Consider the following 21695-nt stretch of genomic DNA (forward strand, 5'->3'; position numbering starts at 1 on the left):
TCATCATCCCTTTGCCAGCCCCATCGTCAGGCCGCGGACGAGGTGGCGCTGGACGAGGAGGATGAAGATGAAGCCGGGGAGGATGCTTGCGGTGCTGAGGGCGGAGGTGAAGCCCCAGGTCTGGGTGGCGACCAGGCTGAGCTGCACCGGGAGAAGCCTGATCGTGTTGGTGAGGAACAGCGCCATCAGGAACTCCGTCCAGGAGAAGATGAAGCAGAGAACCGCCGTGGCGGCGATGCCGCTCTTCACCAGCGGCGCGTAGATGCGGAGGAAGCTCTGGAAGCGCGTGGCGCCGTCGATGACCGCGGCTTCACCCACCTCGCGGGGCACGTCATCGAAGAAGGACTTGAGCAGCAGCACGGCGAAGGGCAGGTTCGCCGCGGCATGGGCCAGGATGATGCCGGGGCGGGTGTCACGAAGGCCGATCTGCCAGTAGATGAAGACCAGCGGCACCAGCACGGCGATGGGCGGCAGGATGCGGTGGAACAGCACCCAGAGGAAGACGAGGCGCTGCCGCCGGAACTGGATGAGGGACAGGGCGAAGGCGGCGGGGAGGGCGGCCAGCAGCGTGGCGATGGTGGCGCCCGCCGCCACCAGGAGCGTATCGAATATGGCCTGGCGGGAGGCGAAGAAGCTTGGGCCTTCGCCTGCCAGCGTCACCCGGTAATTGTCCAGCGTCGGGGTGAAATCGAACCAGTTGACGCTGAAATTCTCGAAAATCGCGTGGGCGGGCTTCACCGAGTTCAGGCCCCACCAGAAGAGGGGAAACATGAAACACCCAACGGTAAACAGGGCTGCGGCATCCCGGAGGAGGCGGAGGCTGAGGCTTTGCGGCATAGATCCGGGATCGCTGTTGAAGCCGGAGCTTGGCCGAGGGCAAAAGGCCCGGCAAGGCGGATTTGACAGTGCTCACTGCATCCCCTATATGCGCCGCAGCACGGGGCTTTCCTGCCCCGGGCACGCTTGCCCATGCTCCTTTCGAGGGGCTGTCGGCCGGGAGACCGGTGTCGAGGAGGGTAGGTTCTCAATAGTCCTGTCTGGAGACCGTAAATGACGAAGCGCGCAAACGCGAAATACAAGATCGACCGCCGCATGGGCGAAAACATCTGGGGCCGCCCGAAGAGCCCCGTCAACAAGCGTGAATACGGCCCCGGCCAGCATGGCCAGCGCCGCAAGGGCAAGATGTCTGACTTCGGCACGCAGCTGAAGGCCAAGCAGAAGCTCAAGGGTTATTACGCCAATCTGTCCGAGCGCCAGTTCCACAAGGTTTATGACGAGGCCGTCCGCATGACGGGTGACTCGTCGGAAAACCTCATCGGCCTCCTGGAGCGCCGCCTGGACGTGGTGGTTTACCGCTCCAAGTTCGTTCCCACCATCTTCGCCGCCCGCCAGTTCGTGTCCCACGGCCATGTGAAGGTGAACGGCAAGCGCGTGACCATTTCCTCGATCCGCCTGCGCGCCGGCGACACGATTGAGCTCACCGAGAAGTCGAAGGGCCTCGCCATCGTTCTCGAGGCAACGCAGCTCGCCGAGCGTGACACGCCCGACTACATCGAAGTGGACCACAAGGGCATGACCGCCCGCCTGGTGCGCGTGCCGGCCCTTTCGGACGTGCCCTATCCGGTCCAGATGCAGCCGAACCTGGTGGTGGAATACTACTCCCGCTAGCGGCTTCGCCTTCGAGCCTATCTCAAGCGCCGGCAGTCATTTGCCGGCGCTTTTTCTATGCACAACCGATGGTAGTGACTTCGGCCACCTGACTTGTGGACGAGGAACCGCGTTGCTTTGACGCACCGCCGAATCAACCCAGTATCGTGGCGGGTTGTGCCCCACGCTGGTGCCGGCCCTGAAACGGCTAAGGGAGGGAACCCAATCATGGATATCGTTGCAATCATCATTCAACTCGTCGTCGGCGCCATTGGCGGTAATGTTGCGGGGCGCGCCTCGCCGAAGATCGATCTCGGAAGTGCGGGTAACTCTGTTGCCGGCGCCATTGGCGGCGTGGTTCTTGGCCAGATCATCGAGCGGATGACGGGCGGCGCCGTGACCGCGGATCAGGCTGCTGCGATGACCTCCAACCTCGACATTGCAGGCATTCTTACGAATGTCATCGGCGGTGGTGCGGGCGGCGCGATTTTGACGGCCATCGTCGGCGCCATCAAGAATCGCTAATCTAAATTCCGATCCGGAGGGGCTGAGGACTGGTTCCGCAGCCCCTTTGTTTTTGCGGGGCGGCATGGAGCTTCGGTGTGGTGGACAGCGGCTCTGAGGCTGTTGATACTGAGATTATGAATGTTCCCGCAAAGCCAGAGCACCGGCCCTATCTGTTCTCCGGAGCCGTGTTTGAAATCGGCTTGCGCCCGATGGACATGGCCCAGTGGCTGGACACCGGATCGGACCATGCTGATTTCATGGCGGCCAAGCGGGCGCGGCTCAATGGCCGGCCGCCGCTCTATTATCAGTCGCTCGAAAGATCTCGCCCGGCGCAATCCGAATTGCTGCGCGTGGTGGCGGAAAATCTCCTGGCGAACCACGGCACTGTCTATTCGGGCGATGGCCCGTTGGTGCGCGACCATCTCGACGGCACCCGCCACAACCTTGCGGACGAAACCCAGGAGCCGCTCGAAATCCTCGGCAATCTGGTGGAGGAGGATTTCGTGCTTTTCGCGGCGGAGGAGGGCGGGGATATCGTGACCGCCGCCTCCAATGCCTATACGAGTTCCGGCCGCATCGTCTCCTGTGTTGGCCGCAACATGCGCTTCGCCCATGATCCGGTGCCGGGCCTCAATGAGCAGCTGGGCGCGCGCATCGACCGGGTGATCGGCAATGTGCAGCCAGGTAAACCGGTGGTGCGCTTCAACTGGTTCGTGACGCCCATTGCGAGCAGGCTGTTTCCAGAGCGCTCGCACGCGGCCAACATTGAAGCAGCCGAGCAGGTGGCGCAGGCGCTTGTGCAGGACTTCCGTAAAGCTGGCGAGTTGCTGTGGCTTCGCGTCGAGCGGCAGACATTCGTGCGGCTGCCTGAGACAGGTGCGTTGGCTTTCGGCATTCATACCTATTCCCACCCGCTTTCAACCGTTGCGGATGACGTGGAGGGCCTTGCGGCAATGGACAGGCTGCTGGCGGCCTATAGCGAAGACCGGCTGCGCTATGGCGGCATGCTGGCCACAAGGGATCCCATCCGGCGCTGGATTGCCGAGGCGAGCTGACGTCTCATGTTCGGTGCAGGTCCCGGGCCTGGGCCTGGTTGCGCCACAGCGCGGGGGAGATGCCGGTCCACCGGCGGAAAGCATGCACAAAGGCGCTGGCCGAGGAATAGTTGAGTGTTGCCGCAATGTCCCCGATATCGAGGGCGCCCAGCAACAGCAACTCACGGGCCGCAGCCGAGCGGACCTCTTCTGAAATGGCGGCGAAGCTCGTGTTTTCCGCCTTGAGGTGGCGGCGCAAGCTTCGCGGGTGGAGGCCGAGATGCTGCGCCACATGCGCCATCTGCCCCTGTCCCATAAGCAGGCATGGCCGGAGCACATGACGGAGCTTGGTGCTCACACGAGGCTCCGCGCCGCCACTGGACCGCATCAGCTGGGACAGGGCATCGTCACAGAGGTCGCGCCTCGCTGCGGGCAGCCTGACGGCCAGCTGCGATGCCTTGAGCACCAGTCCCGTCTGGCTCTGCCCGAAGCGGAGGGAGCAGCGCGCCAGCTGCCGATAGGGGCCATGATCGCGCGGTGCGCGCCGTGAGAGGAGGATTTCTACAGGCTCCACTTCACCCTCCGTCAGCTCCCTGACGAGATTGCAGCCGACGGCAAGAACCATGTCATAGATGCGGGGGAAGGCTTGGATCGATGCGTCATAGACGCCGTAGCCCAGGATGATGTCCTCCTCGCTGCGCAACAGATAGACGGCGCCACCTGTCGAGTTCGAAATCTGGAAGGATGCGAAGGCCGAGAGTGCCTCTCCCAGCGTGGCGGCATGGCGCATGGCAACACCAAGCGGCCCCAGGGCGCTGAGGCCCTGGCGCTGGCCCAGCAGCAGGCCGATGTCATCGCGCCCCGTCAGTGCTGCCGCCCTGTCCAGAATCGCCAGGAACGCCCCATAGGGGATGAAGCCACCGGGCCGCAAATCCCCGGCTGCAACGCCGCTTCCTGTGAGGGCCTCGGGAAGGCTCGAACCCAGCTCCGCCAGAAGGGGCTCGAGCAGCAGCAGGGGGGCGGCGCGCTGCATGGGGCGCGCCGCGATGGCTGGTGTCCTCAATTCGCAATCAGTTTGAGGCAAATTCATTTACGGTTCTGCTCATCAGCTCCTGCAATGAGGCGTATCATGACACGGACATATTGCGGCTTTGCCGCAGCTTTGCTTCTCGGCGCGGCCCTTTGCGCAACGGCGCTTCCGGTTCAGGCCAAAACCTACAAGATGACGACGGAGATTGCACCTGGCGTTGCAACGCCGGACAGTCTCGATACGTCAATCGGCACGCTGAAGCTGAATGATGGTTTCCCCACCCCGGACACGATGGACAAGGTTTGGGACAATCTGGACCGCTCGCGGGCGTTGCAGGCCTACCTCCTGGCGATCCCGATCGTCAACCAGGCGGGCATGCGGGATTCGCTTCTCAAATTCGGGCCCGTGAACCGCACCAATGTGATCTGGGAAGACCTCGTCGATCCCAAGACGGTGGAACTGACGGCGAATGACAACACGATTTACAGCTTCATCTGGGTCGACACCAAGGGCGGCCCCCTGGTGGTGGAGATTCCGCCCAAGGTCTTGGGCACGATCAATGACTTCTGGTACAAATGGGTGGTGGATGTGGGGGTTACCGGGCCTGATAAAGGCGCTGGCGGCAAATATCTGATCCTGCCTCCCGGATATGCAGGCGCGGTGCCCGACGGTTATCACGTGGTGCGTCCTTCCACATATGGCATGTGGACGGTGTTCCGCTCCTTCCTGGTGGACGGGAAAACCGGGCCCGGCGTGGAGGACGTGAAGAACCACCTGAAAATCTACCCGCTGGCGGAGAAGGACAATCCAGAGCCGGCCACGCTGGTGAATGCATCGGGCGTTCCGGCGACCTTCGTCATGCCGACGGATTATGCTTTCTGGGAATTGCTGAACAAGGTGATTCAGGAAGAGCCGCCGGAGGGATCAGACCCGACTACGCTTGGCCTCTTCGCATCGGTCGGCATCGAAAAGGGCAAGCCCTTCGCCCCCGACGCGCGGATGAAGGCCATTCTGACGGATGCCGCGAAAATCGGTGCGGTGACCGCGCGGTCCCTCGCCTTCAACATCCGCACCCGCGATGCGTATATCTATCCCGACAGCACCAGCCACTGGCGCTTGCCCTTTTTCGGGGGCTACAAGTTCCAGTCCCAGCCAGGTGTCTCGAACCTCGATGGTGCGGCGTTCTATTACTTCTTCGCCACGGGCGTGACCCCGGCCATGGAAGAGAAGATGGTGGGGCGCGGGTCGCAATATCCCTGGGCCGCACTCGATGCGGATGGCAAGCCCTTCGACGGCGCCAAAACCTACCGGCTGACCCTGCCCAAGGGCATTCCGGTCAAGGATTTTTGGTCGGTCATCGTTTATGACAATCAGACGCGCTCGATGCTGCAGACGGACCAGGCCGCGCCCAGTGTTTCCAGCCAGAACAAGGACATTAAGATCAATGCTGATGGTTCGGTTGACGTGTTCTTCGGCCCCAGCGCGCCGAAGGGCATGGAGAACAACTGGGTCCAAACCATTCCCGGCAAGGGCTGGTTCATGATCCTCAGGCTTTACGGACCGCTGGAGCCGTGGTTCGACGGCAGCTGGAAGCCGAGCGAGATCACTGCGGTGAAATGAGGCGGGCGGACTGGCCTTGCGTGTGGCGGCTCAGTGAAGCCGCCACTCCGACCCCACGTGGCGCAATTCAACCGGCCCCACGATCCCCGCATGGGCGACGCGCACGGAGGCGAGCGGGCCGTCCAGATTATGGGACCAGTAATCGAGGAACTTGATCAGGCGCGGAAATTTGGGGGCCAGATCATAGTCCTGCCAGACGAAGGTTTGGAGCACGCTCCTGAAATCCGGCATCCGGTACATGATTTCGGCTGTGGTCAGATGCCAACCCTGGATCTGGCGTTCGAAATCCCTGTCACCCATGGCGTTTCCTCCTTGGCGGTTGAGACTCAACCATGCTGCCAAGGACGGCGGGCTCCCGTCAAGCCAGAGAATCTCAATAATCATCATTAAAACAATGTGTTAGCAGCGTATGTTGAAGACTGCTGCTAAGTTCACGGGCTGAGGCTTGCGACTTTCGCATCGGCGAGCGCGAAGCAGCCGGCGATCACCGGGCTGATCGGAAGGTCGCGATAGGCACCCAATGCACCCTGTTGGGTGAGCCTAGCGGCGAGGCCCGGCTCATCGCTCGTCACCACCCAGATGAAGGAGAGGCCGCTCGGGCGGATGACCCGCGCACCGGCGCGGGTGAGGCTGGCGAAGGCCTCATCGCCCGACGTTCCCGGCTCGAACACAGCCAGCATGGGACCCGTCGCATCCGGCGGAAGGGCCGCGTGGCGCATGAGCAGGGCCATGCCGGCCAGCCACACCACGAGCACCGTTGCGAAGAGACCGAGTGCCAGCCTGTGCCCGCCGCGCGTCATGGGGCTATGCCGCGGCGAAGCGGGCCGCGCGATGCTCGCGGATCGGCAGGTTCACCACGAAGGCGAAGAGGCCCAGCGCCACGCTCAGCCACCAGACGATGGTATAGGAGCCGAACTGGTCATAAAGCCTGCCGCCCAGCCAGACGCCCAGGAAGGAGCCCAGCTGGTGGCTAACGAAGACGAAGCCATAAAGCGTTGCCATGTAGCGCGTGCCGAACATGACGGTGACGAGCCCCATGGTCAGCGGCACGGTGGAGAGCCACAGGAGGCCCATGGAGATGGTGAAGAACAGCGTTGAGGCATCCGTGACCGGCAGCAGCACGAAGATGGCGGTGATGCCGGCGCGCAGCAGATAGATGATGGCGAGCGGAATGTGCTTTTCGCCGCGCCCGCCGATGACGCCCGAGGCATAGGAGCCGACCACGTTGAACAGGCCGATCAGCGCAATGGCGAAGCCTGCGAACTCAGTCGAGATGCCGTGTTCGGAAAGATAGGCCGGCATGTGCACGGTGATGAAGGCGAGCTGAAAGCCGCAGACGAAGAAACCGAAAACCAGCAGCAGATAGGAGCCATGGCCGAAGGCATAGCCGATCGCCTGACGCATGGTGAGATCCGCCTCGCTTGCACTGCGCTGCGTTGATGAGGTGTTCTGGCTGAGCAGCGGGGCCGCAAAAAGAATGATGAGCAGCGAGAGCGCCGCCAGCACCAGGAGTGCTGACTGCCAGCCAAACGCCGACACGAGCGTGGCCCCCAGCGGTGCGAAGATGAACTGCCCGAGCGAGCCTGACGCCGTGGCGATGCCGAAAGCCCAGCTGCGCTTTTCCGGCGGGACGATGCGCCCCAGGGCCGCCATGACGATGGAGAAGGAGGAGAACGCAACGCCGACGCCCACGAGCAGCCCGCCACCCACATTGAACATGAAGGCGGTATCGGTATAGGCCATCATGATGATGCCGAGGCAATACATGACCGCGCCTGACATCAGCACCCGGGCGGAGCCGTAACGGTCCGCCAGCATGCCGGCCACGGGTGTTGCGAGGCCCCAGAGCAGGTTCTGCATGGCCATGGCGAAGGAGAAGGTTTCCCGCGGCCAGCCATGGGCCTCTGAAATCGGCAGCGTGAAGAAGCCGAAGGAGGAGCGGATGCCGAAGTTGACGATGGCGACGAGGCAGCCCGCGATGATCAAAACGGTGAGAGAGGGATGCCAGCGGCGGGACGTCAAAGATGTGCTCATGTCGCAACCATACCGGGCTCTTTTGCGCCCCTCAAATTCGCATTCTTGATGGATCCCATCCGTTTGCTGATGAGTGGGCCGAACTGCGCGATGGCAACGCCGAGGATGATGAGGGCACCGCCCAGCAGCAGCGGCCATGTGAGCCGTTCTCCCAGCAGCAGGATGCCGCCGATCGCTGCGACCACGGGCTGCACATAGAGGAAGATGCCAGCAATCGAGCTTTCCATCTGGCCCAGCGCAAAATTCCAGGCAGAGGTGGCGAGGAAGGTGCCGAACACGACGACGAAGCCCACGGCCAACCAGGCCGTGGCATTCATGGAGGCGAGCGTTGCAGGGAACTGAAGATTGACGAACAGCGGCATGGGCAGCGCCGAGATGGCCATGGCAAGGCAGGCCACGGGGAGGGCACCATATTTGCGCGAGGCGGGCCTGATCACCACCGTGTAGATGCCCCAGCCCATGGTCGAGAGGGTGACCAGCATCAACCCGAAGAGCGATACGTCGCCTGATGGGACAAGGGTGCTGCCGAGCATCAGCGCCGCCGTCCCCAGCATCGAGACGAAAATGCCGGCGATGAGCCAGGCTGTGAGCCGGTCTCCGGCGAAGAGGACGGCGAAGAGGGCGATGAAGACGGGTTCGAGCCCGAAGATCAGCCCGGTCCAGCTTGCGGGCACGGACTGCATGCCATAGGCGGCGAGGATCTGGTAGCCGAGGTTTCCGGCGAGGGCGGCAATGGCAATCCGCAGCCAGTCACGCCAGGCGATCTGCCGGACCCCGGTGAACAGGCACACGGTGATGGCGAGAAGCCCCGCGGGATAAAGCCTCAGCACCATGGCGGTTTCGGGGGAAAGCTCCGTCACCAGATAGCGCATGGCAACGGGGATCAGACCCCACATGGTAACGGCGAAGAGGACGGCGGCCAGCCCTGCAAAGCTGCCCTTGATGGAGAGCTTTCCCCCAAACTGTGCGATGGCGACGCCCGTGAGGATCAGCGCGCCGCCGATCAGCATGCCGGGCGTCACATGTTCGCCCAGCAGCAGCGCACCAGCGAGCACGCCAAGGGGCGGCACGAGGTACAGGAAGCTTCCGGCCACCGCAGCCGGCAGGCGCGCGGCGCCATAGTTCCAGGTGACCATGGTGAGGGCCGTGACGAACACAACGAGATAGGCCATTTCCAGCCAGCTCCGGAGGCTCATGGTTTGAATCGTCACCAAGGTCGAGGGCCGGCCAAGAAGCAGGACGAGCGCCAGCGAGGCAAGGACGACGGAGGCCGCGGTGACCGCCAGTGAGCCATATTCCTGGGACAAGGGCTTGCTCACCACCGCATAGAGCGCCCAGCAGGTGCCGGACAGAAAGATCATGGCGCAGCCCGTGAGGAATGTGAGTGGATCACCCTGAATGCCGAGATCGTTCCAGACGAGGAACACGATGCCGCCAAATCCGACTGCGAGCCCCAGCATGACGGCGGGCGTCATCCGCTCCTTTGCGGCGATGGTGCCGACCAGCGCCATGAGCAGGGGCTGGGTGCCAATGATCAGGCTTCCGGTTCCGGCATTGATCCGCTCGAAGCCATAGGCGGAGCCCAGATTATAGCCGGTGAAGCAGAGGGAAACAAAGAGCAGGCGCGGCCAGTGCGCCTTCGCAATCCGCCATCCGCCGGTTGCCACGAGCACGCCCGCAAACAACAGGCCCACGATGGCATACCGGATGGCCAGATGGTCAGCGGGCCCCAGTGCCAGGGAGAGCGACCGGAAGAACACGGGGCTACCCCCCCACACCACCATGGTGAAGGTGAGGGCGAGGATGGCGCGAAGGTCCATCCCTCAACCTTTCCGCAGCAGCGCCGGGCCGAACTGTGCCGCGGCAACGCCGGTGAGCATGAGCAACCCGCCCGCCACGATATGGATCGTCACCTTCTCGCCCAGCATCAGCGCGCCTGCGGTGACGGCGACGACGGGGATCAGATAGAGGAAGGTGCCTGCGGCCGTGCTGGAGAGGTGCTTCGAGCCATAATTCCACAGCATGGTGCCGCCAAGGCCCGCGCCCAGCACGAGATAGGCGACTTCGAACCACTGGCGCATGTCGAGCCTGGCGGCCAGCTGCGGCAGCGGCTCGCTTGCGGCCCCCACCATGATGGGTGCGGCGATCAGCATTGTTACGGCGGTGACCGTGAAGCTGTCATGCCGGGCCAGAAGCGGCTTCGTGACGATGGTATAGACTGCCCAGCCGATGCAGCAGAGGAAGAGATAGAACAGCCCGAGGGGCGAGACGGTGTAAGGCGTGGTTGAGGTAATGTCCGGCCAGAACAGGACGACGGAGCCCAGGATCGCCATCACCACGCCCACGAGCACGTAGCGCGTCAGCCGTTCACCCAGCAGCATGGCGGCGAGAATGGCGATCATCAGCGGCTCGATCATGGTGACGAGCGTTCCGACCCCCGCCGGCACCAGCTGGTAGCCGGCATTGACGAACCAGTTGTAGCCCGCCATGCCGATGACCCCGGCGATCAGGAAGCGCGGCCAGTCAGCCCGGGGAATGCGCCAGGTGCCGAGATAGGCGAGGCCCGCAATGTTGATGACGGTCAGCACCATGTAGCGCATGGCCAAGGAGTTCTCGTGGCTCAGCGCCAGCGCCAGGGTGCGCATGAAGACGGCGGAACAGCCCCAGACCAGCATGGCGGCCGTCAGGGCGAGGATGGCGCGGGTCTTCGTGCTGCTCATGGGGGCTCCGGCAAGACCCCCATGCGTGCCCGAACATTGCGCAACGGTCAATCAGCGCAACGCCGGGGCAGGCATGCAGTGAACGGCTTACGCCACGCCCTTCTCGGTGAAGAGCTGCTTCAGCTCGCCCGACTGGAACATCTCCATGAGAATATCCGAGCCGCCCACGAATTCGCCCTTCACATAGAGCTGGGGAATGGTGGGCCAGTTCGTATAATCCTTGATGCCCTGGCGAAGCTCCGCCGAGTCCAGCACATTGATGCCCTTGAACGGCACGCCCACGTGCTGAAGGATCTGCACGGAGCGCCCTGAGAAGCCGCACATGGGCATGTCCGGCGTTCCCTTCATGAAGAGAACCACGTCGTTCGACTTCACTTCATTGTCGATCCAGCTGTTGATGTCGGTCATCGCTTTTTCCCTCTCTGTTCCGTCACCCCAGCAAAGGCTGAGGTCCCGCTGTTTCGGCCCCAAGCGGGATGCCAGCCTTCGCTGGCATGACGGCCCGGGGTATCTCTCGTCTCATTCCGGCGCGCTCGTCTGCAGTGCCAATGCATGCAATTCCCCGCCCATGCGGCCCTTCAGCGCCGAATAGACCATCTGGTGCTGCTGCACGCGGGACTTGCCCTTGAAGGCGGAGGAGATGACATTTGCCGCATAGTGATCGCCGTCGCCCGCGAGATCGCGAATGGTGACTTGCGCATCGGGCAGGGCTTCCTTGATGAAGCGCTCGATATCGGTGGCGGACATTGCCATGGTCGTTCCCCCTAAAGCTCGCCCGCCATGTAGGCCGGAAACCAGCTCTCATGGGCAGCACGCAAATCAGCCACAGATATAGAAGGCCCGGACGCGATCTTCAATGTAGCCTCGGCGGTGACAGTTCCAACCTGCTGGATGGCAACGCCCGCCTTGGCGGCCTCCGCCATCACCACGGCGGCGGTGGCCGGATTAACGGTGATGACATAGCGCGCCTGATCCTCGCCGAAGAGCTGCTCATGGCTCTGGGCGGAGAGGCTGGCGCCGAGACCTGAGGCCAAGGCCATTTCGATCACCGCAAGCCCGAGGCCGCCGTCGGAAATGTCATGCACGGCAGAGACTTGGCGGGTTCTGATGAGGCTGCGCACGAAGTCACCATTGCGTTTTTCCGCTGCGAGATCCACGGGCGGGGGTGCCCCTTCCTCGCGGCCCAGAACCTCACGCAGGTAGATGGACTGGCCGAGATGTGTGCCTTCGCCGCCAACGAGCAGGATCACATCATCAACTGCCTTGAAGGGGATGGTGGCTATGCCGTCCAGGTCGGGGATGAGGCCGATGCCGCCGATTGCGGGTGTGGGCAGGATGCCCTGTCCGTTGGTCTCGTTGTAGAGCGAGACATTGCCGGAGACGATGGGGAAGGAGAGGGCGATGCAGGCTTCTGACAGGCCTTTGATGGCCTTCACGAATTGGCCCATGATTTCCGGCCGCTCCGGATTGCCGAAGTTCAGATTGTCAGTGATGGCAATGGGGTCCGCCCCCACGGCGGTGAGGTTCCGCCAGCATTCGGCGACGGCCTGCTTTCCGCCTTCGAAGGGATCGGCCTCCACATAGCGGGGCGTCACATCGGTTGACACGGCAATTGCCTTCTTGCCCCTGATCCGCACCACGCCTGCGTCCCCACCGGGTATCTGCGCGGTGTTGGAGCCGATCAAGCTGTCATACTGCTCCCACACCCAGCGCCTGGAGCACATGTCAGGCGAGCCAACGATCCTGAGGATCGCGGCCTTCAGATCAGTGGGAGGCGGCACGTCCTTCAGCACTGGAAGCGTCTTGGGCTCCACCCACGGGCGGTCATATTCGGGCGCTTCGTCCCCCATCTGCTTGATGGGGAGATCGGCCTTCACCTCGCCCTGGTGCTTGATGACGAAGCGCAGCGTGTCCGTGGTCTTGCCGACGATGGCAAAGTCCAGGCCCCATTTGTGGAAGATGGCCTCCGCTTCTTTCTCACGCGCGGGGTCGAGCACCATGAGCATGCGCTCCTGGCTTTCGGACAGCATCATCTCATAGGCCGTCATGCCGGTTTCGCGGCAGGGGACCTTGTCGAGGTCGAGTTCAATGCCAAGATCTCCTTTAGCGCCCATCTCGACGGCGGAGGAGGTGAGGCCCGCCGCACCCATGTCCTGAATGGCGATGACGGCACCGGAGGCCATCAGCTCAAGGCAGGCTTCCAAGAGGCACTTCTCGGTGAAGGGATCTCCCACCTGAACGGTGGGGCGCTTCTCCGCCGCCTTGTCATCGAATTCGGCAGAGGCCATGGTGGCGCCGTGGATGCCGTCCCGCCCCGTCTTGGCGCCCAAATAGACGACGGGCAGGCCCACGCCCTTGGCCTTGGAATAGAAGATTGAATCGGTGCGGGCGAGGCCGACCGCCATGGCGTTGACGAGGATGTTGCCGTTGTAGCGGGCGTGGAAATTCACCTCGCCGCCAATCGTCGGCACGCCGAAGCTGTTGCCATAGCCGCCAATGCCATGAACGACGCCCGCCACGAGATGGCGCGTCTTGGGGTGCGAGGGCTCGCCAAAGCGCAGCGCATTCATCGCCGCGATGGGACGTGCGCCCATTGTGAAGACATCGCGCAGGATGCCGCCGACGCCCGTCGCCGCACCCTGATAGGGCTCGATAAAGGAAGGGTGGTTGTGGCTTTCCATCTTGAACACGATGGCATCGCCATCCCCGATGTCGATGACGCCGGCGTTCTCGCCCGGCCCCTGGATCACGCGGGGGCCCTTGGTGGGCATGGTCTTGAGCCATTTCTTGGAGGATTTATACGAGCAGTGCTCGTTCCACATGGCCGAGCAGATGCCGAGTTCGGTGAAGCTGGGCTCGCGGCCCAGAAGCTTCACGAAACGCTCATACTCATCAGGCTTGAGGCCGTGGCTCTTGACGAGGTCCGGGGTGATCTTGGGGTCTTTGGCGAGGGTCATGGACACGGGCTTTAGCGCCTTGCAACGGTAATCTCAAACGCGATTCCATACACAATCGTCCGTCACGCCAGCGCAGGCTGGCATCCCGCTCCGGACGCCCGAAACGGGACCCCAGCATTCGCTGGGGTGACGGGCGGGGGAGGCGGGAGGATCAGCCCTTCACCTTTCCGATCCAGGCCTCGAAGGCCTTGAGAATGCTTTCCAGAAACGCCTTGGTCTCCGGCTTCACGAAGCCGCCCTTGCCGTCGAGCAGGGTTTGGACCTGGGCAATATAGGCTTCAGGTTGCTGCAGCGTGGGCATGTTCAGGAACACGAGAGACTGACGCAGATGGTGGTTGGCGCCAAAGCCCGAAAGCACGCCCTGGGAGATTGAGATCACCGCGGCCGGCTTTCCGTTCCAGACGGATTTGCCATAGGGCCTGGAGCCAACGTCGATTGCATTCTTCAGCACGCCCGGAACGGAGCGGTTGTATTCGGGCGTGGCGAACAGCACGGCGTCAGCCTTCTCGATCGACTGCTTGAAAGCCGTCACCTCCGGCGGCGGCGAGGCCTCGTGATCCGCGTTGAAATGCGGCAGATCGCCGATCTCCACAATGCGCAGCTTGAGGCCCGGCGGCGCGATCTTCTGAAGCGCCAGGACCAGCTGCCGGGTGAGCGATTCCTTGCGCAGGCTGCCAATCAGAACGGCGACGTCATAGGCCATGAAATGCTCCTGTGAGATTCAGTTGTCGCGCCGCCACCCCGGCGCAAGCCGTTAAGCCGCGAGCAGGCTTTCGAACAGGGGGCGGCAGTCGGTCTTGCCGTGGAGTGGCTCGATCATGTTTTCAGGATGCGGCATCATGCCGATCACCGTGCCGGACTCATTAGATATCCCCGCGATGTCATTCAGCGCACCGTTGGGGTTGGTGCCTTCGGCATAGCGGAAGACCACGCGGTTTTCACCCTCGAGCCGCTTCAGCGTTTCGGGGTCACAGATGTAATTGCCTTCGCCATGGGCCACGGGGCAGGAGACGATGGCGCCTGTGGCCATCCGGTTGGTGAAGAAGGTCTCGTTGTTTTCGACCTTGAGTTTCACCTGCCGGCAGACGAAGCGCAGGTCCGCATTCCTCACCAGGGCGCCGGGCAGGAGGCCTGCCTCTGCAATGATCTGGAAGCCGTTGCACACCCCCAAAACCTTGAGTCCGGCCAAGGCCTTGGCGCGAATATCTTCCATGATGGGTGAACGTGCGGCAATCGCCCCGCAGCGCAGATAGTCGCCGAAGGAGAAGCCGCCGGGCACAACCACAAGGTCAACCTTGGGAAGCTCCGTCTCCGTGTGCCACACGGCGATGGGCTTTGTTCCGGTGACGGTTTCGAGTGCCAGCATCATATCGCGTTCGCGGTTGATGCCGGGGAAGACGACGACGGCGGATTTCATGGGGCGCGCCCTCAGGCCAGTTCGATGTCGTAGTTCTCGATCACGGTATTGGCGATGAGCTTTTCGCACATCGCCTTTACCTGCTCCTTCGCCTTGGCCTTGTCGGTTTCGGCCAATTCGATCTCGAAATACTTGCCCTGGCGCACGTCGCCGATGCCATCGAAGCCGAGATGGCCGAGAGCACCGCCAATTGCTTTGCCCTGCGGGTCCAGAACGCCGTTCTTGAGCGTGACCTTGACCTTGGCCTTCATCAGTTCAGATCCGTCTTGACAAGCTTGGGCTTGGAGCGCTCGGGCTTTTCGCCCTCGGCGATGATGCCCAGACGCCGGGCCACTTCCTGATAGGCTTCGACGAGGCCGCCCATGTCGCGGCGGAAACGGTCCTTGTCCAGCTTGTCCTGGGTCTTGATGTCCCACAGCCGGCACGAATCGGGGCTGATCTCGTCCGCCAGCACGATCCGCATCATGTCATTCTCGTAGAGGCGGCCGAATTCGACCTTGAAGTCCACGAGCTTGATGCCGATCCCGAGGAAGAGGCCGGACATGAAATCATTGATGCGGATGGCCATATGCATCATGTCGTCGATCTCCTGGGGAGACGCCCAGTTGAAGGCCGTGATGTGCTCCTCGGAGACCATGGGATCGCCGAGCTGGTCGTTCTTGTAATAGAATTCGATGATGGAGCGCGGCAGCTGGTGGCCTTCCTCGAGCCCCAGGCGCTTGGCTAGGGAACCTGCCGCTACGTTGCGGACGACAACTTCCAGCGGCACGATTTCGACTTCGCGTACCAGCTGCTCGCGCATGTTGAGGGAGCGGAGGAAATGGGTGGGGATTCCGAGCTCGTTCAGGCGCGTGAAGATGAACTCGGAAATGCGCTGGTTGAGAACACCCTTGCCCTCAATCACGGCCTTCTTCTGAGCGTTGAAAGCAGTCGCGTCATCCTTGAAATGCACAATGATGGTGCCGGGCTCCGGGCCTTCATAGAGAATCTTGGCCTTGCCTTCGTAGATTCGGGTGCGCCTGCTGTTCATTTGAAATATCCTCATCAAATCCCTAATCCACCCCCGAAGCTTTAGACCCGGAAGGGTGTCTGCGCCAGTTCTGTTGCGGTTTCGGGGTGAAGTTTCCCCAATCCTTTGGGGCTCCTTAACGCAACGTGGTGCGCTGCACAACGGCCCTTGGTTTGTTCAGTTGATTTGGCGGGCAGAGGTGGCTTATTCAAGTCCCAGACCGAAAACGGGAGACTGGTATGACAACCTTCGACAACCGCGAAGAAGGCTTCGAGAAGAAATTTGCCCTGGATGAGGAGCTGCTGTTCAAGGCCGGTGCCCGGCGCAACAAGCTTCTGGGCCTGTGGGCGGCCGAAAAGCTCGGTCTTTCAGGCGATGAGGCTGACGCCTATGCCAAGTCCGTGGTGGTGGCCGATTTCCAGGAAGCGGGCGATGAAGACGTGTTCCGCAAGGTCCGGTCGGATTTCGATGCAAAATCAGTGGCGGTCTCCGATCAGCAGATCCGGCAGGTGATGCAGGAACTTCTGGCAAAGGCCGTCGAGCAGATCAGGACGACGGGTTAAGTGCCCGCCGCCCATTTCGACCTCAGGGCGCGGCTTGCCACGGGCGAGCCGTTTCTGTTCTCCTGGATGTCCATCCCTTCGGGCGCCCTTGCCGCCCAGGTGGCGCGGCTTCCGCTCGATGGCGTGTGCCTGGACATGCAGCACGGCATGATCGGCTTTTCGGACGCGGTTCCGATGATTGCCGCCATCAATGCGGCGGGTAAGCCCGCGCTGGTCCGCTCCTTGTGGAACGACGCCGCGATTCCCGGCCAGGCCTTCGACGCGGGTGCAGTCTGTGTGATTGCCCCCATGGTCAACAGCAGGGCCCAGGCTGAGGCACTGGTGCGGGCCGCCAAATATCCCCCGCTGGGCGCCCGAAGCTGGGGCGGCTACACCGCACTTCAGGCCTCCGGCCTGGCGCCTGGCGACTATCTGCGCGAGGCCAATCGGATGACCATGGTTTTCGCCATGGTGGAAACGGTTGAGGCGCTGGAAAACCTGGAAGAGATCGCGGCAACGCCCGGTCTTGACGGGCTGTTCGTCGGCCCCTCCGATCTGTCGATCACATTGTCCAAGGGGGCAGGGATCGACAAGACGGGGAAGGCTACGCTGGCCGCCATGGAAAAGGTCTCCGCTGCCGCCCGCAGACACGGCCTCGTTGCCGGCGCCTTCGGCGGCAGTGCGGATGTCATCAAGGCCTATCTCAAGATTGGCTTCACCTTCATCGCCGCAGCGGTCGATGTGGACCTTCTGCAGGCGGGGGCGGAGAAGCTCCGGCAGTCGCTCCAAGTTTGACGCCTGGGGAGTTCCGCGCAAGAGTAAACACCATGGACCAGCATGCTTCTCTCATTCCCGGCGCTGAGGTGATCCTGGATCGCCTCATCGCCCTCGCTTTGTGTGCGGGCCCCGTCAGCGCGCAGACGGACAAGTATTTCACCAATACCAGCCGCATCGTTGCGGCGAATGGCGATTCGACGGTGACGTTTGCGGTATTCATGCGCCGCCGCGTTGTGGCCGCGCTCGAGCCCGCGATCCGGCTCATCCGGCATTTCGTGCCGAATGTGGAGATCAGGCGGTTCTATGCGGAAGGTGACATCGTCCCCTCCGAATCGAAGATGCTGGAGATCACCGGTTCCATGGCCAAGCTCTCGGAGATCGAGACGCTGATGCTGCAGAAAATCGGCTTTCCCTGCGTTTCCGCCAATAATGCCTATGAAATGTGCCGGGCTATTCCTTCGGCCGCCTTCATGGACATGCATGCCCGCCACGGTTCGGGGGCGGAAATGAACATTCTCGCCGCCTATGGCGCAGCCGTCGGCTCCGCCGCTGCAAAGCACGCGGACCCCAGCGTCAAGGGATTCGTCGGCTCCTCGCAGGATCTGACGGCGCCCTTCTTCGGCGCCAAGGCCGGCATGGGCACCATGCCCCATGCTCTGGTGGGCTATACCGGCGGGGACGTGCTGGAGGCGATGAAGCTCTTTTCCCAGAGCCTGCCGGAGGTGAAAAACCTGACAGCCCTTGTCGATTACACGGGGCAGGAGGTCACCGATTCGATCCGCTGCGCGCATTGGTTCTACGAGGAGGCGAAGCTCGACGCGGAGGGAAAATCCTTCGGCGTCAGGCTTGATACCCATGGCGGCCGCTTCGCCGAGGGGCTCGATTACGAGAAATCGGTCGAGACGGTGGGGCACTGGCTGGGAGTTCAGGGCGAATACAATATCGTGGAGCAGGTGCTGGGCGGCCGGGCTTTCCAGCTCGACCCCAACAACATCCTGGTGGACAAGGTGCGGCGCATCCTGTTCGGCAAGGGCGTGTCCGCCGCAGCCATCATCCACGTGAGGCGGGCGCTCGATAAGGCGGGCTATGGCCGGGCGACCATCGTCGGCTCTTCCGGCTTCGATCCGCAGAAATGCCAGATCATGGGGGCCGCCCGGGCACCGCTCAACATGGTGGGAACCGGCAGCTTCCTTCCTGCAACCTTAACTGAAACTTACGCAACAGCTGACATAATCCGCTATGATGGCGTGCGGCGGGTGAAGGTCGGGCGGGAGTTCCTCCACGAGGACTGAGCCTTGCCCGGCACCCGCAACAGGCCGGGATGATGACGCCTGAGGGGATGGAGACGGAGAGATGAAGAAGCTGTTTGCCCTGCTTTCAGGGCTGGTGGTTCTGGCATGGGTTTTGACAGGCGCCGTGGGCGCTGCCACCAAAGCCAAAGCGCCACCTGAAATCGAAATCCTGATCGATGTCTCGAACCAATCGATGACGGTTGACGTCAACGGCTGGCCCTATGGCCGCTGGAAGGTTTCGACCGCCCGGGACGGCTATCACACGCCCCGCGGCAGCTGGCGGCCATTCCTCCTCAAGAAGATGCATTATTCGAAGAAATACGACAATTCGCCGATGCCGAATTCCATCTTCTTCCTCGGGGGCTACGCGATCCATGCCACTTATTATGTGCGCCAATTGGGGAGCCCGGCGTCGCACGGCTGCATCAGGCTGCATCCGCAGAATGCGGCGAGGCTCTATTCCCTTGTCCAGAAGCACGGGATGAAGTCCACGCGGATCACCATCATCAACTGAGGGATCATTCCCTCTGTCCACCGGTGGACGGAACACCCGCCCCCGGTGGGGCATTGCTGCGCCTATAGGGGAGGTGCACCAATGAACAGATCGACGGCGCTCATCATCGTTTTTGCCCTGATGGGCAGCGCGGCACTGGCTGAGGACGTGGCAACGCCGCCACCGGCGGAAAGTGCGGCTGAAGACAGCATGCTGAACATGCTCGCGATGCGGCCCGGTGCCGAAATCTCCGAAGCAGACCGCGGCTACATCAAGGCGCTCCAGGCCATGGACCAGGCCATGATGAAGACGGAGATGTCCGGAAACCCCAGCGGCGATTTCGTGCGCCTGATGGTGTTGCACCACCAGAGTGCGATTGCCATGGCGGATGTGCTGCTGCAGCAGAAGGACGTCGTACCGGAAATCGCCGAAATGGCGAAGAAGATGAAGGCCGACCAGCAAGGGGAAGTGGCCAAGCTGCAGGCCTGGCTCGAGCTCAATCCGAAGTGACGTTGCGGGGCGTTGCGCGGCGCGGCGGGGAAGGCTAGCCAATGACAATGGTCACACGCGATCCAAACCTCGCCATCATCATTGACCGGTCACTCGAGGCCATTCTCAGCCAGGTTACGGGACCCGCTGCTTTGGCGGGGCAAAGGGTTCTTGACCGTCTGGCCGGCGCGCAGGGCAATGCAGCGGCCGTTGAGGCGGAGCGGTTCCCGCTCTGTGAGCACCGTCTCGATGCCGCTTATTCCAGTATGGCCGCTGAAGCCTCTCCGCTTCCTGACATTGCCAGCGCCTTTGCCGCGATCGAAGGGCGCCTGCGCTGGACGCACCGCAAGGGTGTCACCCCTGCTGACCAGCCCTTCTTTGATGGCCACGCCAACGCCATGCTGATCGGGCCCGGAGGGCTGGAGCAGCGGGAGGACGTCTGGGTGGGGGCCACGCTGATGGCGCCGGGGATCCTCTACCCCGATCACAACCATCCGCCGGAAGAGATCTATCTGGCACTCACCGATGGGGAGTGGTGGAACGCCGGCATGGACTGGACGAGGCCGGGGCCCGGCGGCATCATCTACAATCCCCCGGGCATTCTTCACGCCATGCGCTCCGGAGAGGTGCCATTTCTGGCATTGTGGTTCCTGCCGATTACAACCGCCTAGTGCGGCGGCGGCTTCCGATGAGCAAGACGGCAAGCGACAGCAGCCCGAAGATCACGACACTGTAGGGAAGTGCCTGGGGGCCGGCACTGTCCATGCCGATCCCGGCAATCGGCGTCGCGATGAGATAGATCACGCCCCAGGACGTTGTGAGGCTGGCGGTTCCCGCGACGAGGTCTCTTGCGGCGACGTATCTTCCGACCTGGGTGAGCGAGATCGTGTTGATCGAAGAGGTCAGCGCGCCGGCGATGGCGATGACGGGCCAGACCAGGGCCGTGTCCCAGGTGAAGACCAGCGCCAGAAACGACAGCGCGACGCCGCTCACATTGAGTGGAAGCTGATAAGTCTCATCCACCTTGCTGAACAGGAAGCTCAAGGGAATTTGCAGGATGGTGCTGCCGAACAGGAAGGCAGTGAGCAGCAGTGCGGCGCGTGTGGTCGAGAAATCCAGCAGCTTGCCATAGACTGGCAGCAGATCCGCGGTGACGGCATCCGCAAAGGCGAAGACGGCATAACCCGCGAGCAGAAACTTGATCTGCCACAGCACGGACAGAAATGGCTTGCGCTCACCCTCGTCATAAAGCTCCACCTTGCCCGCACCGCCCAGGATCATGATGAGGCCGCCGACAATGGTCAGAATGGCGCCGGTGAGAAAGCCGGCAGGGCCATCAACACCCGTCAGCAGCAGGATGAGGGGGCCGATGCCAAAGGTCGTCTGCATCACCGCCGTGTAAAGCGCCAGCACGCGGGTGGCGCGCTCACCCACCGACAAGCGCACGATGATGGCTTCGCTGACCACATAGATCGAAGACGCAAGGGCGCCGTGCACGAAGCGAAGCAGGAACCAGCAGGGCGTGGGAGGCAGGAAGGGATAGACCGCGAACACCAGGGAGATCGCGCCGATGCAAATTTTAAGAAGCCCACCCACGCCGGTTCTCGCGACAACGGTGGGCAGCAGGAAGTTGGACATGACGAGGCCCAGCGGCTGCATCGCCGCGATGATTCCGATGTAGCTTGCGCTAAAACCCCGGCCCTCCAGATTGAGCGCCATCAGCGGGTAGAGGAGGCCGAAGCTGAGGCCGAAGACGGAAATGCCGGCGAGCGCTGCAATCAGCTGCCGTGTTTGATTCCTGCCGGAATCCGCATGCATGGAATCCTCACACAAGTCGCATGGTCAGGGGAATTGAGGGTTACGGTCCCTCAGCGAAGGCGGGGGATGAGGGAGCTAGAAATATTCCTGCAAGTCGGTTGCATGCCAGGCAGTGCAACGCTGTTGGAGGCTGGTCATGGAGTTTGCCGGTATAAAGGTAAGAAATGTTTATGTGATAATTACATGCAAGTGACGTTCGGGCAAGTCTAAACCGAGGCGCACGTGCTTGGAGACTGCTAAGTTCTTCTCATATTCGTCATTCCAGCGAACGCCGGAATCCGGCTCCATTGCCTCGCGTGCGGACGCAAA

At 62.4% G+C, this 21695-nt stretch carries 25 protein-coding genes; 10 read left to right on the top strand and 15 right to left on the bottom strand.

All coding sequences use genetic code 11. The annotated features are described in order from the left end of the window. Window positions 1–3: 3 nt before the first annotated feature. Window positions 4–771 (bottom strand): carbohydrate ABC transporter permease, encoded by a 768-nt coding sequence (locus tag ACO06F_RS00815; RefSeq protein ID WP_421694807.1) that lies wholly within the window; start codon window positions 769–771, stop codon window positions 4–6. A 279-nt stretch (window positions 772–1050) separates the two neighbouring features. Between ACO06F_RS00815 and rpsD the strand changes: the two genes are divergently transcribed. The 3 genes from rpsD (at window position 1051) to ACO06F_RS00830 (ending at window position 3209) form a co-directional block, all read left to right on the top strand. Next, the gene (rpsD, locus tag ACO06F_RS00820; RefSeq protein WP_421694808.1) at window positions 1051–1668 is read left to right on the top strand and encodes a 30S ribosomal protein S4; all 618 of its coding nucleotides are present in this window, start codon (window positions 1051–1053) and stop codon (window positions 1666–1668) included. Between the two features lie 207 nt (window positions 1669–1875). Next, window positions 1876–2172: a hypothetical protein gene (locus tag ACO06F_RS00825; protein WP_421694809.1), complete on the top strand. Its 297-nt coding sequence runs from the start codon at window positions 1876–1878 to the stop codon at window positions 2170–2172. A 116-nt stretch (window positions 2173–2288) separates the two neighbouring features. Then, a complete protein-coding gene (locus tag ACO06F_RS00830) occupies window positions 2289–3209 on the top strand; it encodes a heme-dependent oxidative N-demethylase family protein (protein ID WP_421694810.1) in 921 nt (306 codons plus the stop codon). A 4-nt stretch (window positions 3210–3213) separates the two neighbouring features. On the opposite strand, the gene ACO06F_RS00835 is transcribed toward ACO06F_RS00830, so the two are convergent. Then, on the bottom strand, window positions 3214–4221 hold the full coding sequence (locus ACO06F_RS00835; RefSeq protein WP_421694811.1) for an AraC family transcriptional regulator ligand-binding domain-containing protein: 1008 nt from the start codon (window positions 4219–4221) through the stop codon (window positions 3214–3216). 96 nt (window positions 4222–4317) lie between these two features. Between ACO06F_RS00835 and ACO06F_RS00840 the strand changes: the two genes are divergently transcribed. Further along, window positions 4318–5838, top strand: a complete 1521-nt coding sequence (locus ACO06F_RS00840; RefSeq protein WP_421694812.1) for a DUF1254 domain-containing protein — start codon at window positions 4318–4320, stop codon at window positions 5836–5838. A gap of 30 nt (window positions 5839–5868) precedes the next feature. On the opposite strand, the gene ACO06F_RS00845 is transcribed toward ACO06F_RS00840, so the two are convergent. The 12 genes from ACO06F_RS00845 to purC all read right to left on the bottom strand — a co-directional run bounded on the left by ACO06F_RS00845 (window position 5869) and on the right by purC (window position 15996). Beyond that, entirely contained in the window at window positions 5869–6138 is a 270-nt protein-coding gene (locus ACO06F_RS00845; RefSeq protein WP_421694813.1) for an usg protein, read from the bottom strand. Window positions 6139–6269: 131 nt separating this feature from the next. Then, window positions 6270–6638 carry a hypothetical protein gene (locus ACO06F_RS00850; RefSeq protein WP_421694814.1) on the bottom strand — a complete coding sequence of 123 codons (369 nt, stop codon included), beginning with the start codon at window positions 6636–6638 and terminating at the stop codon, window positions 6270–6272. Window positions 6639–6642: 4 nt separating this feature from the next. Continuing rightward, window positions 6643–7872 (bottom strand): MFS transporter, encoded by a 1230-nt coding sequence (locus ACO06F_RS00855; RefSeq protein ID WP_421694815.1) that lies wholly within the window; start codon window positions 7870–7872, stop codon window positions 6643–6645. Further along, window positions 7869–9692, bottom strand: coding sequence for a DMT family transporter (locus ACO06F_RS00860; RefSeq protein WP_421694816.1), 1824 nt, complete (start codon window positions 9690–9692; stop codon window positions 7869–7871). The genes ACO06F_RS00855 and ACO06F_RS00860 overlap by 4 nt, the downstream gene beginning before the upstream one ends. A gap of 3 nt (window positions 9693–9695) precedes the next feature. Further along, window positions 9696–10592: a DMT family transporter gene (locus tag ACO06F_RS00865; RefSeq protein WP_421694817.1), complete on the bottom strand. Its 897-nt coding sequence runs from the start codon at window positions 10590–10592 to the stop codon at window positions 9696–9698. 87 nt (window positions 10593–10679) lie between these two features. Further along, on the bottom strand, window positions 10680–11000 hold the full coding sequence (gene grxD / locus ACO06F_RS00870) for a Grx4 family monothiol glutaredoxin (RefSeq protein WP_421694818.1): 321 nt from the start codon (window positions 10998–11000) through the stop codon (window positions 10680–10682). A gap of 111 nt (window positions 11001–11111) precedes the next feature. After that, a complete protein-coding gene (locus ACO06F_RS00875) occupies window positions 11112–11345 on the bottom strand; it encodes a BolA family protein (protein ID WP_421694819.1) in 234 nt (77 codons plus the stop codon). 11 nt (window positions 11346–11356) lie between these two features. Further along, complete coding sequence (gene purL, locus ACO06F_RS00880) at window positions 11357–13549, bottom strand: phosphoribosylformylglycinamidine synthase subunit PurL (protein ID WP_421694820.1); 2193 nt, start codon at window positions 13547–13549, stop codon at window positions 11357–11359. Window positions 13550–13700: 151 nt separating this feature from the next. Beyond that, complete coding sequence (locus tag ACO06F_RS00885) at window positions 13701–14252, bottom strand: NADPH-dependent FMN reductase (RefSeq protein ID WP_421694821.1); 552 nt, start codon at window positions 14250–14252, stop codon at window positions 13701–13703. A 51-nt stretch (window positions 14253–14303) separates the two neighbouring features. Next, window positions 14304–14966, bottom strand: a complete 663-nt coding sequence (gene purQ, locus ACO06F_RS00890) for a phosphoribosylformylglycinamidine synthase subunit PurQ (RefSeq protein WP_421694822.1) — start codon at window positions 14964–14966, stop codon at window positions 14304–14306. A gap of 11 nt (window positions 14967–14977) precedes the next feature. Then, on the bottom strand, window positions 14978–15220 hold the full coding sequence (purS, locus tag ACO06F_RS00895; RefSeq protein WP_421696596.1) for a phosphoribosylformylglycinamidine synthase subunit PurS: 243 nt from the start codon (window positions 15218–15220) through the stop codon (window positions 14978–14980). Further along, window positions 15217–15996, bottom strand: coding sequence for a phosphoribosylaminoimidazolesuccinocarboxamide synthase (gene purC, locus ACO06F_RS00900; RefSeq protein WP_421694823.1), 780 nt, complete (start codon window positions 15994–15996; stop codon window positions 15217–15219). The genes purS and purC overlap by 4 nt, the downstream gene beginning before the upstream one ends. 218 nt (window positions 15997–16214) lie before the next feature. On the opposite strand from purC, the gene ACO06F_RS00905 reads away from it, so the two are divergent. From ACO06F_RS00905 to ACO06F_RS00930, 6 genes are all read left to right on the top strand, one after another. After that, the gene (locus tag ACO06F_RS00905) at window positions 16215–16538 is read left to right on the top strand and encodes a DUF1476 domain-containing protein (protein ID WP_421694824.1); all 324 of its coding nucleotides are present in this window, start codon (window positions 16215–16217) and stop codon (window positions 16536–16538) included. Beyond that, the gene (locus ACO06F_RS00910) at window positions 16539–17312 is read left to right on the top strand and encodes an HpcH/HpaI aldolase family protein (RefSeq protein WP_421694825.1); all 774 of its coding nucleotides are present in this window, start codon (window positions 16539–16541) and stop codon (window positions 17310–17312) included. A 32-nt stretch (window positions 17313–17344) separates the two neighbouring features. Continuing rightward, complete coding sequence (locus ACO06F_RS00915; protein WP_421694826.1) at window positions 17345–18586, top strand: hypothetical protein; 1242 nt, start codon at window positions 17345–17347, stop codon at window positions 18584–18586. 61 nt (window positions 18587–18647) lie between these two features. Then, the gene (locus ACO06F_RS00920) at window positions 18648–19100 is read left to right on the top strand and encodes a L,D-transpeptidase (RefSeq protein ID WP_421694827.1); all 453 of its coding nucleotides are present in this window, start codon (window positions 18648–18650) and stop codon (window positions 19098–19100) included. A gap of 81 nt (window positions 19101–19181) precedes the next feature. Continuing rightward, window positions 19182–19589, top strand: a complete 408-nt coding sequence (locus tag ACO06F_RS00925; RefSeq protein WP_421694828.1) for a DUF305 domain-containing protein — start codon at window positions 19182–19184, stop codon at window positions 19587–19589. Between the two features lie 41 nt (window positions 19590–19630). Continuing rightward, window positions 19631–20239, top strand: a complete 609-nt coding sequence (locus tag ACO06F_RS00930) for a dimethylsulfonioproprionate lyase family protein (protein WP_421694829.1) — start codon at window positions 19631–19633, stop codon at window positions 20237–20239. On the opposite strand, the gene ACO06F_RS00935 is transcribed toward ACO06F_RS00930, so the two are convergent. Then, window positions 20226–21386 carry an MFS transporter gene (locus ACO06F_RS00935; protein WP_421694830.1) on the bottom strand — a complete coding sequence of 387 codons (1161 nt, stop codon included), beginning with the start codon at window positions 21384–21386 and terminating at the stop codon, window positions 20226–20228. The two genes, ACO06F_RS00930 and ACO06F_RS00935, sit on opposite strands and share 14 nt — an antisense overlap. Window positions 21387–21695 lie beyond the last annotated feature (309 nt).

The organism is Aestuariivirga sp. (assembly GCF_965227715.1).
GTDB lineage: Bacteria > Pseudomonadota > Alphaproteobacteria > Rhizobiales > Aestuariivirgaceae > Aestuariivirga.